Origin of the sequence: Nostoc sp., from assembly GCF_036917235.1 — a bacterium.
In the GTDB taxonomy this organism is placed as follows: Bacteria; Cyanobacteriota; Cyanobacteriia; order Cyanobacteriales; family Nostocaceae; genus Nostoc.
Window position 1 is genome coordinate 23,890 of record NZ_JBALDU010000092.1, and the last position, 11,519, is coordinate 35,408.

General features: G+C 41.3%; 4 protein-coding genes. All 4 read left to right on the forward strand.

Annotation, left to right across the window (positions count from 1 at the left end):
- Positions 1–11: 11 nt before the first annotated feature.
- Positions 12–1,037: a WD40 repeat domain-containing protein gene (locus V7K44_RS25940; RefSeq protein WP_334935770.1), complete on the forward strand. Its 1,026-nt coding sequence runs from the start codon at positions 12–14 to the stop codon at positions 1,035–1,037.
- Positions 1,038–1,299: 262 nt separating this feature from the next.
- Positions 1,300–1,545, forward strand: coding sequence for a DDE-type integrase/transposase/recombinase (locus V7K44_RS25945; protein ID WP_442940721.1), 246 nt, complete (start codon positions 1,300–1,302; stop codon positions 1,543–1,545).
- An 84-nt stretch (positions 1,546–1,629) separates the two neighbouring features.
- On the forward strand, positions 1,630–5,181 hold the full coding sequence (locus tag V7K44_RS25950) for a caspase family protein (protein WP_334935772.1): 3,552 nt from the start codon (positions 1,630–1,632) through the stop codon (positions 5,179–5,181).
- Positions 5,182–5,282: 101 nt separating this feature from the next.
- Positions 5,283–10,991, forward strand: a complete 5,709-nt coding sequence (locus tag V7K44_RS25955) for an nSTAND1 domain-containing NTPase (protein ID WP_334935775.1) — start codon at positions 5,283–5,285, stop codon at positions 10,989–10,991.
- The last annotated feature ends 528 nt before the right edge of the window (positions 10,992–11,519 follow it).

The following is an 11,519-nucleotide window of genomic DNA, read 5'->3' on the forward strand; positions in this document are numbered from 1 at the left end:
AATGTCCTGTTATGAGATCGAAACAAATTACCTGGAAATCTTCAGCAGCATTGGCAATCAGCACCCTAACGATCTTGGTTGGTAGTAGCAGTTGTGCTAGCCTATTGTCTTCCTTCCGAAACGCTAGTGTTGCTACTATCTCTGTTGCAACCACTCAACCCTTACGTTCTGTCCAAGGAAATTCAACTTGGGTTTACGCTCTCGCAATCAGCCCTGATGGACGCTTCCTTGCCAGTGGCAGTTACGATAAAAAAATTAAAATTTGGGATCTGCCTAGTAACACCTTACTCTATACTTTAGAAGGACACGGCGATGCAGTGGTAAGCCTTGCCATCAGTCCAGATAGCAAGCTGCTCGCTAGTGGCAGTTGGGATAACCGAATTAAACTCTGGAATTTAGAGACGGGACAACTGCTTCGTACCCTAGATGGTCATACAGATGATGTAGAAGCCGTTGCCATCAGCCCCAACGGAAAGTGGTTAGCCAGTGGTAGTGCTGACACAACCATCCGCATCTGGAACGTGCAGACTGGCGTACAAGTTCATCAGTTCTCGGATGGAGAGTGGGTAAGAACTGTTGCTTTTAGTCCGGATGGGCAGACCTTAGCTAGTGGCAATGAGAGTGGTACACTCAAAATTTGGCGGCTCATGGATGGTGCTGTTCTAAAAACCCTGAATGCTCATTCACAAGCCGTGCGCTCAGTGACTTTTAGCCCTGATGGACGGACTTTAGCAAGTGGCAGTGCTGATAGGACAGTCAAACTCTGGCAAATGCCCACTGGTAAATTGTTGCACTCCCTAATTGGACATGATGGAGTTGTGTGGTCAGTGGCTTTCAGTCCTGATGGCAAGAGATTAGCTAGTGGTAGCAATGATAGCACTATCAAGTTATGGGGGTTGCCTGAAGGCAAACTATTGGAGAATTTGATCGGGCATGAGCGAGGCGTGCGGTCAGTAGTTTTCAGACCTGATGGAAACATGATAGCCAGCAGCAGTGCCGACAAAACCATCAAACTCTGGTCTCTTCCTAAAGACTGACAAGAAGCTTTCAGAAAGTAAACAAATCTTTATCACAATACCTTTGCCAAAATAAGAGCCTACAAAATTTTGGCAAAAACGGCAAAATGACTCATATATAAAGAGTTTAGCTGACAAGGTAGCTTGTCAGCTTTTAGTACCATTCCTATTTAAAGATGTTATTTTTCATGAGTTTTACTATGAGTTATGGAATGAGTTTTATGAGTTTCAGAGCCGATGAGACAACTAATATTAAAAGTAATTCGCTCCAATGTTATATCTAATGCGAATTTGGCTTACTTGCTCAAATAACTTATACCTAAATAACATGGTGGAGCAAGACAGGAGTTTTATCAAAAAACCGATCAATCTTAGTTTAGGATTTAAATCATTTTACACTGCTATAAAAACGATTATTGGTTATGAAACGATCAATATGATTCGTAAAGGTCGGATTCAAGGAGTAAGTCAAGGAGATATTGTCAGTAGACCGAAAACTTTTGAAACTCGACGAAATAATCAGGGTTAAGGAGATTTTAGCTGATTGGGATGCCGTGATTCCATGTTTTCATAATCCGCTCAAAAATAGGACTTTATTAGAAGGCGTGACATTATGGTTAGTAATTCTCCAGAAGTTGGGATTCGCAATTTATACGCTTTGCTTGTGGGGATCGATAATTATCCCCAGCCAATTAAGTCCCTCAAAGGTTGTGTAAACGACATTACAGCAATAGAAACCTATCTTAAAAACCAGATTTCTGGAGAATGGAAACTGAGAGAACCCAGAATCCTCACGAATGAACAGGCTACTCGTCAGGCAATTATTGATGGTTTTCAAAATTATCTTTGTCAAGCTGGTAGTAACGATATTGCTCTATTCTACTATTCAGGACATGGGGGTCAAGAAAAAGCTCCCGAAGAGTTCTGGCATTTAGAACCAGACCGTTTAAATGAAACTTTAGTTTGCTACGATAGCCGTACTAAGGGGAATCACGATTTAGCCGATAAAGAACTCAGATATTTGCTGGTTCAAGTAGCAAAGAAAAATCCCCGTGTCATTGTGATTCTCGATTCCTGTCACTCAGGTTCGGGAACTCGAAATATCCCTCAAGGTGTACGTCTAGCCCCAGAAGATACGAGAGATCGCGCTTTGTCTAGCTTCATTTTTGCCGAGGACGCAACTTTTAAAAATCTTCTACTAACTTCATCAGAAGTTAATAAGAAAAAGACAGGGTTAGATTTGCCTAAGGGAAGACATATTCTGTTGGCAGCTTGTCGAGATGAGCAATATGCGAAGGAATATCAAGAAGATGATGGTAAAACCAGAGGGGCTTTTTCTTACTTTTTCCTCAAAAGCTTAGAGCAAACTAATGGCAGCTTATCTTACCTGGATTTAGCTAGAAATATAGAAGCTTTAGTTAAGGGAAAATTTCAAGATCAAGTGCCTCAACTTGAAGCAACTAACCCAGAAGACTTAAAAGAATCGTTTTTAGGAGATGCGATTCCGAAACGTCCTTTTTACTTCACCTTAAGCTACAGCACGCACCCTAACGAGCAGGGTTGGGAAATTGATGGTGGGGTATTACAGGGCATTCCCAAGCCAGTTTCTGCTGATGAAACCACATTATTAGCTATATTCCCAGTGGGAAGCACATCTGAACAGTTAAGGCAAGTTTCAAATGCTTCACAAGCACGAGTGACTCAGGCATTAACCCAAAAAAGCCAGGTCGAAATTACCCAAGGTCAAGAGGGTTTAGACAAAAATAAAAGTTATTGGGCAGTCGTCAGCAGTTTGCCTCTAAAACCTTTAAAAGTTTACATTCAAGAGAATTTGGCAGAAGAAACAGGCATAATCTTGGCAAAAAAAGCTTTAAAAGAAGCTAATTCTGGTCAAAACTTCCTATACGTGAAGCAAGTTGAAGACCCCACAAATGCTGATTTTATCCTGATAGTCAGCAATGGGCAATACTGGATTACTCAAGATGAACGTCCGGCTGTTGCTCCCATTCCCCAACAACCTGGTTATAGCAAAGATGTTGCTTTAGAAGCAATTCAAGCTTTAGAAGCGATCGCCCGTTGGCGCAATATTCTCAACTTAAAGAGTCCTCAAAGCAGCGAGATTAAGTCCAAAGATGTGGAGATGGAAATTAATATTATTGGTTATGAAGGAAAAGACGGAGAGATTAAACCTAATCAAGACTCGGACAAATCCCTAACTACAGCTTCAGAACTGCGCCTAGAGTACAAGTATGAAGATGGGGAGTGGAAAAAGCCAGTTATCCAAGTCAAACTGCTCAATCACAGTAACCAGAAATTGTATGCTAATGTCATCGATTTAGCAGAAGATTATTCTGTAGCAGTTCCTTTTTTTGATGAGAGAAGTAGTGTGGTGCTTCCAGCCCAAACAGCAGAGGGAGTAGGAATTGTTGCCGGATATGATGATATTAGCCTCTCCATCCCAGATGAATTTTTAGAACAAGGCATTACTGAATACAAAGATATTTTTAAGCTGATTGTCAGTAAGGCAGACTTTAATGCTAGTTTACTGGAGCAAGAAGGACTAAAGCCTCCAATGAGAGGAACGCGAGGAGCAGAATCCGAAAGTAGTCTCGACCGTTTAATGGATCGAGTCTATAGCCGTAATGCTGTTCGCGTTGGAAGAAAATATGACGATTGGATCGCCAAAGAAATGGCAGTTACTATTGTCAAGCCACGGGATGCTGAACGGCTTCAACCGGGTAAAGGCGCAAAACTACTCAATGGTTTGGTTGAAGTGCAACCCCATCCTAGTTTACAGGCACAAGTAACCTTGACCACTATTTCCCAAACAACACGAGATATCGGTAATCTAATTGCACCACCCATTCTGTGGGACGAACAAGGCGTTATTGAATCGTTTCAATTTACCACCAGTCGCGGTAGCAATTCAGGACTCAGTGCTGTGGAGTTATTTGCTGTCAATGATGTTAACTCAGTCACCAAAAATGCACCTCTGACTTTACTGGTTAACCAAGCCTTAGAGTCAGGGGAATATCTCTTACCTGTAAGCTATGACGGAGAGTTTTTCCTGCCTCTCGGTGCTGGAGTCAAGAAAGGAAAGCAAATAGAAATCAAGCTTGAACGCCTACCTCAACCGACTACAAGTAGCCGCAGCTTGGGTGGTTCGATAAAAATTTTCTTTAAAAAGCTCCGCACCTCAAAGCTAGGAAATTCTTATGAGTATCCTATTTTAGCTGCTGCTAAAGTGAGGGAACAAGACAATAAGATAGAGATTATTTACAACAAAGATTCAAAAGAAATAAAAAACCTAGTTGCTTCCGCTCAGAAAATTATCCTCTATATTCACGGTATTATCGGCGATACCGCAAGTATAGTTGGTAGCGTTCAACAGGCAAAATTAGAGGTGAATGGTCAACTACATCCGCTACAAGAACTTTATGACCTAGTTTTAACTTTCGATTACGAAAATATTAGCACCACTATTGAAGACAATGGGCGATCGCTCAAACAACGATTGGAAGCTGTAGGTTTAGGAGCAAATCACAGCAAAGAATTGCATATAGTCGCCCACTCAATGGGGGGATTAGTTTCTCGCTGGTTTATCGAACAAGAAGGCGGAAATCAAATCGTTCAACATTTAGTGATGTTGGGAACTCCCAATGCTGGTTCTCCTTGGCCAGCAGTTCAGGATATGGCTTTTGCCCTTTTAGGGTGGGGTCTTAATCAAATTCCTGAGATGGTTTGGCCTGCCAAAGTCGTGGCTGATTTAGCGGCTAAGTCACTGAAGTTTGTGGAAGCTAATGATAATGCTCTCGACCAAATGCAACCTGACTCAGAATTTTTTCAGGCGATCGCTAATAACCCAGACCCTCAGATTCCTTACACCATTATTGCTGGAGACAGGTCACTGCCAACATTACAGTCTCCAGATCGCTTCCGGCGATTAATGGCTAAACTCTTTACTCCAGCCGTTAATAAGGTGGTAGATGGTTTGGTGTTTGGGGGAGAACCTAACGATATTGCGGTTTACCTAGCCAGCATTAAAAGTGTGAGTGGCGATCGCACACCGAGTCCAAAAGTTCTACCAAATGTTGCTTGCGATCATCTGACCTATTTCAGTACAGAAGCGGGTTTAAAGGCATTAGCAGATGCTCTCCATCCATAGTTACAATTGCCCTTCTGATTCCTAAAACCGCATAAGAAGGGTATCAACCATCAGGAAAAATGAAAATTACGTAACCTTATCTACCAAAAAAGGTGTCTATTGTGGGAAAGATTGACCGAAGTTTAGCGATCGTGATTGGCATTAACGAATACACCCATATTCCAAAACTCAAAAGTGCTGTCAATGATGCGAAGGAACTCGCTGATGTTCTCGAAAAAAGATACAAGTACAAGGTCTTACGTTTGGTAGAAGATGGAGATGCAACTAGCGAAAAACTTAGTAATCTCTTAAAAAATCTTGATAATAGAATTATCCAGATTGGTGATGAGCTAATCAAGGTAGAAGAGAGCGATCGCGTTTTGTTCTACTTTGCTGGTCACGGCTTCCCTGAAGAGACAGAAGATAGTGAAGATCGTAAACCCGCAGGTTATCTGATGTCACAAGACAGTCAGCGAAATGATAAAAGTACCTGGGTGTCCATGCAGTCGTTACATGATGCGCTCACTGGCTTAGACTGCCGTCATCTGTTAATGATCTTGGACTGTTGCTTTGCAGGCAGGATTCTTTGGGCAGGACTAAAGCGGAATGCAGGGCGATCACGTAAAATGTATCAACAAAGCTATGACCGATTCATCAAATCTTCAGCTCAACAGGTTATTACTTCAGCAGCCCATGACGAGGAGGCGGCTGATTTATCTCGTATTGCAAAAAGAGGGGGTGGAGAAAATGGACACTCTCCCTTCGCTGGCTTACTGCTGAAAGTGCTGAATGCGAAACAGTGGAAAGTTGATAAGGATGCCTCTCTCAAAACGATCATCGAAGATGGGGTAATTACTGCTCAAGAACTCTTTACTTATCTGCAAAATAACCTGGGGCATGATGCAGAAAAACAAACTCCGGGACTGTTTCATCTCAAAAAGCACGACAAGGGCGAATACATCTTTGAGCTACCTGATTTTAAACGGGAAAGACTAGAAGAATTTAAGCTCGATGATAGTACGAATCCCTACAAAGGTTTAGCATCATTTGAAACCAAGGATAGTGAGTTATTCTTAGGTAGGAAAAGGCTTATTGAAGGTTCAAAAGATCCAAAAGATCCAAAATATCTAGAAAAAGGTCTCCTTTCAGAAGTGAGCAACCATCGATTTACAGTGGTATTAGGTAATTCCGGTTCGGGTAAATCTAGCTTGGTAAAAGCTGGCTTGATTCCTGTTCTAAAACCAAAGGAGTGGTATGTTCTCAATCCGATACGACCTGGAGAATTTCCTATTACTGCTCTAGCAAGAGCGATTCTGCCAATTAAAAATGTTGATTTGGTCGATCAACTGGCTCAAGTTAATTTCCTTGATGATATTCTCAAGTCAAAGACCAAACAAGAATTAAAATCGAGATTAAATGACGAAAACAAAGAAAAATTTAATATTCTTGTAAAAGCTTGGGAAAGCTCAATCCCAGAAGCCAAGCTGTTGCTAATTTTGGATTATTTTGAGCATTTAGAAAAATTGTGCAGTACTAATTCAGAGAAACAACAGTTAGAAAATCTCAAACAGAATATTTTAAAGACTCTTAAGCTGTTAATTGATGAACTAAAACCAGATTCCCAAGCTTGTCAATCTTTAACTGCAATTGTCAAACAATGGAGTCCAAAAGATAAAAATATTAAGCTGCTATTAATGTTCGATCAATCTGAAGAATTAATCACTTTATGTAGGAATGATAAAGAGCGAGAATGGTTTTTGCAGTTGTTAGCAGAAGCTTTAGCCTCACAAGAAATATCGGATACGTTATGCATTGTGCTGACCTTACGCACTGATTACGAACCTCAAATCAGAGACTTAAACAAGAATAAGGGTGAGAAAGCAGATTGGCAAGAAGCCTGGCAAAAGGTTTGGCAAGATGGGAGGTTTATTGTGACTCCGATGAACAGAGAAGAGTTACAACAAGTAATTGAAGAACCTGCCAAACAAAGGACATTAGATTTTGAGTCTCCTAAGTTAGTCAACAGTTTGATTGAGGAAGTTAATCAAAATTCAGGGGCTTTACCCCTACTTTCTTTTACTTTGAGTGAGCTTTATTTAAAGTATCTCAAAGCAGAGGAAAATCGAGAGAGGAATGACCGAATTATTACTGAAGCCGATTATCAAGAAATAGGTGGGGTGACACGCGCTCTAACCCAAACTGCTGACAAGACGTATAACAAGTTAGTAGAAGAAGAAGTTGACGAGCAAAATAAAAAAGCTTGTGAGTTAACTATTCGTGATGTAATGCTGCGAATGGTGGCTATTAGTAGTGGTGAACCAGCTCGCAGAAGAATACCAACATCTGAATTAATTTATCCAGGACAAAAAAATGAACGAGCGAACAAAGTAATTGATCGCTTTGTAGAAGCGCGGTTGCTTGTTAAGGGATTGGATACACAAAATCAGCCCTATGTAGAACCTGCTCATGATGCTTTGGTGCGGGGGTGGCAAAAGCTCCGGGAGTGGGAGCAAAAAGAGCGAGAAAATTTACTTCTGCAACGGCGGCTAACTCCTGCAACTCAGGACTGGGAAAGGGTTAAAAATAAGGACAAAGAACAGCCAAAAGGGATTATAGACGGGGCCGCTCCTATTTTCGATTGGTTAGATCGAGGAATATTGACTGTCGAAAACTTAGTGACTCAAATTCCTAGATCGTTGGCGCGACAGTTACCATTGGCGCAACTGTTTCAATTTGCTCTGAATCAGCTAGGGCTATCGACACAGACAGCAGTACAGTATCTATGGGATGAGGATCCTTATCTCGAAGTATTGGATAAAGAACTCAATACCGATGACAACTGGTTTAACCAGGTTGAAGCTGAGTTTGTACAGCAAAGTGTTTTGGAAAAACGTCGCAATATTAGGTGGGGATGGCGGATTGCGATCGCACTTACAGTTATATTCGCTGTGTTGGCTATCATTGCTTGGATTTTCGCGTTATTATCCAATATTAATGAAGCCAAGACTTTGAGAGAATCCGCAGAAATAAACTTACAAAAGAACCAATCTAAAGATGGGATGGTTGATAGTTTAAAGGCAGGTAACATCTTGAAGAACCGTAACATCTTGAAGAACAGAGGTGTGCAGTTATTATTGTTCATATCTAACAGTAGCCTCCAAGAACAAGTAAGAGGAACTTTGTTAAGGGCAGTTTATACCGTGAAAGAACTTGACCGCCGAGAAGAGGATCAAGGCATGGGCACAGTCAGAACCAGTTTTAGCCTAGATGGTAAGTTACTAGCTAGTGCCGGAGAAAATTGCAAGGTCCCTGTCCATGTTTGGGATTTTCAGAGTCGGACTTTAAATAAATCGAATTGGATTGAGTTTAAGTTTGAAGATAAGCCTGATAAGTCTGATAATTTTTATAATTCTTATAATTCTTATATTAATAATTGTGAGCCGATCAAAATCACCCGTTTTAGCCCAAACAGTCAACAACTAGCTGTTGCTGGAGCAAACGGTACTGTCGGTGTATGGGATTTGCGGCGTGAGGACAAGGAATTGATAAAGTTGAAAATATGGCCTACAGGGCAAGGCCAAGTCAAAAGCATTAGTTTTAGCCCAGATGGCAAGCTACTGGCTACTGCTGGAGCAGAAGGCACTGTGCATGTATGGAACTTGCACAATTTTTCTGAGAAACCTGAAAGTCTTTGCGTTTTCAACTCTTGTGAGAAGAAGCGAGTCTGGAGTGTAGCATTCAGCCCCGATGGTAAAAGACTGGCTAGTACTGGAGATAGTAACACTATCCGTTTATGGGATCGAGAGGGGAACAAATGGAAGAAAAACATCATATTCAATATCATTAAAGAAAAAGAAAAATATGACATCACGAGCGTCAGTTTTAGCCCAGATGGACAGAAACTCGCTACTGCCGGAACAGATGGCATTATCAGTGTATGGGATTTAAAAGATGCGAAGCTGGTTAAGAAGCAAGTCGAAAAGAAAATTCCAACAAATCAAAACACTGTCTGGGAGGTAGCATTTAGTCGGGGTGGAAAGAAACTCGCTAGTGCTGGCCAGGATGGAACTGTTCGTTTGTGGGATTTAAATAAGTCGGATTTAAATAAGTCGGAGTTGGATAAGTTTGAAGGACATCATGGACCGGTCAGAAGCGTCAGTTTTAGTTATGACGATAAGGAACTGGCTAGTGCTGGAGATGATGGCACTGTCCGCTTGTGGAATTTGCAAGGTAATGAGTCGGAGAAACCAGTACTTATCAAGGAGGCTTCGACAGACAATCAAAATAGCATTCAACACTCTTGTGGAGAGAAAGACGGCACTGTGACGGTGATGATTCCGAATGGCGATCAACAGGCTTGTGGAGAGAAAGACGGCACTGTCAAATGGCAACAATCGTCAAATCCGAAGCATACAATCACAATGAAAAGTAATCATGTAGGTGAGGTCACAAGCTTGGCGTTTATCCCCGATAGCAATCAACTTGCTAGCGGCGGAATGGATGGGACTATTCGTTTGTGGAATGTCAACGGTGAACAAGAAAACCTCTTACCGATATATGCAAAAGTAAATGACTTGGCATATAGCGCGGATAACAAGTTGCTTGCCAGTGCTGGAAATGATGGTATGGTGCAGTTGTGGAATTTGCAGGATTTAAAGAATGGTGAGCCTTTTGCAGCCTGGAAAGCGTATCATAGTCTAGTCACGAAAGTCAGTTTTAGCTCAGATGGTAAGGATTTGATTACCGCAGGAAAAGATAGCACTGATAGCACTACTGGGCTGTGTAAATTATGGCCGATTGAATCATTTGATAACCTGATGAAACAGGCTGACAAAAAGGTAAATCCCGTAAATGGCGATCTAGAGAAAAGCCATCTCTGTGAAGGCATTGGAACTCCAGTGCCAACCCCCACAAGTCCTGAACCATCTCCAGTAAAGTCGCTCGATCCGAAAGCTGCGAAAGAGATTTCCGAATTGAAAGGACATCAGGGTTCAGTAAGGAGTGTTGCGTTTAGCCCCAATAGTCAAACCTTGGCAACCAGTGGAGATGATGGGACTATCCGCTTATGGAATACTAAAGGTCAGCAGATATTTAAATTCCAGGGGAATCAAACTGCCATCAGGAGTATTAACTTTAGCCCCAATGGTCAAAAATTGGTCAGTGATGCAGGTGGCAAAATCCGCTTGTGGGACTTACAGGGAAAATTGTTGAGAGAATTCGTCGGCAGTCAAAAACTGATCGGGAGTGTCAAATTTAATCCCAATAATGGACAGCAACTAGCAAGCACTGGAGATGACGGCATTATTCATTTATGGAACTTGCAGGGTCAATCTTTGGCAAAATGGCAAGCCGATCCAAAACGAGTCTGGGACTTAGCATTTAACCCCGATGGTCAGCAAATAGCTAGTGCTGAAGCTGGCGGGAGTGTTAGCTTGTGGAACTTGAAAGGGCAGCTTATGAAAAAACTTACAGGACATATATCTCCTGTGCTTAGTGTTGCCTTTAGTCCAGATGGCAAGCAACTCGTCAGTGGTTGTAACGTAGGCATGATTCGTTCATGGAGTTTACCGAACTACCAGATGACAAATATGTTCCATGTGGTCAATCAAGCGGAATTGAATTCCGTCGCCTACAGTCACGATGGGAAGCTGGTTATCAGTGGAGATAATGAAGGCAATATTAAATTGTGGAAATTGAATACTCAGCAGCAGTCTCCAATTTGGACAACCCATCAAAATTCAATCATTAGAAAAGTCGCTTTTAGTCCTGATGGCAAGATGTTTGCAAACGCAGCAGACGATGGCATAGTTAAATTGTGGCAACTTGAATGATTCAATTAATGGCTAAATTTGGGACTGACACTTTGCATAAATGATTTGATTAGCTCTGATATCTGTACACAGGGCAAACGCATCTAAAATTAACAAAACTAAATGGACAAAAAACTTCATTTATGTATTTGACGTATCAATAAGCTGAAAATTAGTCTCATTAATAGCTGCTTATTGACATAGGTTGAGCGTAGGCGTAGCCCGTCGTAGACATCGCTTTGAAGCTTATAAAATAAATTAAACGCGAAATGCTGATTTTTTCGTTGGTTTTTAACCTTGGTTGCGATCAAGAGTAATTTAGATGCGTTTGCCCTGAATGCATATCCAGCAAGGATTTATCTCTAAAATCCGTTCATAAATCAAATAGGAGTCCTATAGTAAGCTTTGACCTTCATCACTGATGTGGGTGTAAGAAATATTTAACTTATAACAATACCTTTGCCAAAATAAGAGCCTACAAAAATTTTGGCAAAAACGGCAAAATGACTCATATATAAGAGTTTAGCTGACAAGGTAGCTTGTCAGCTT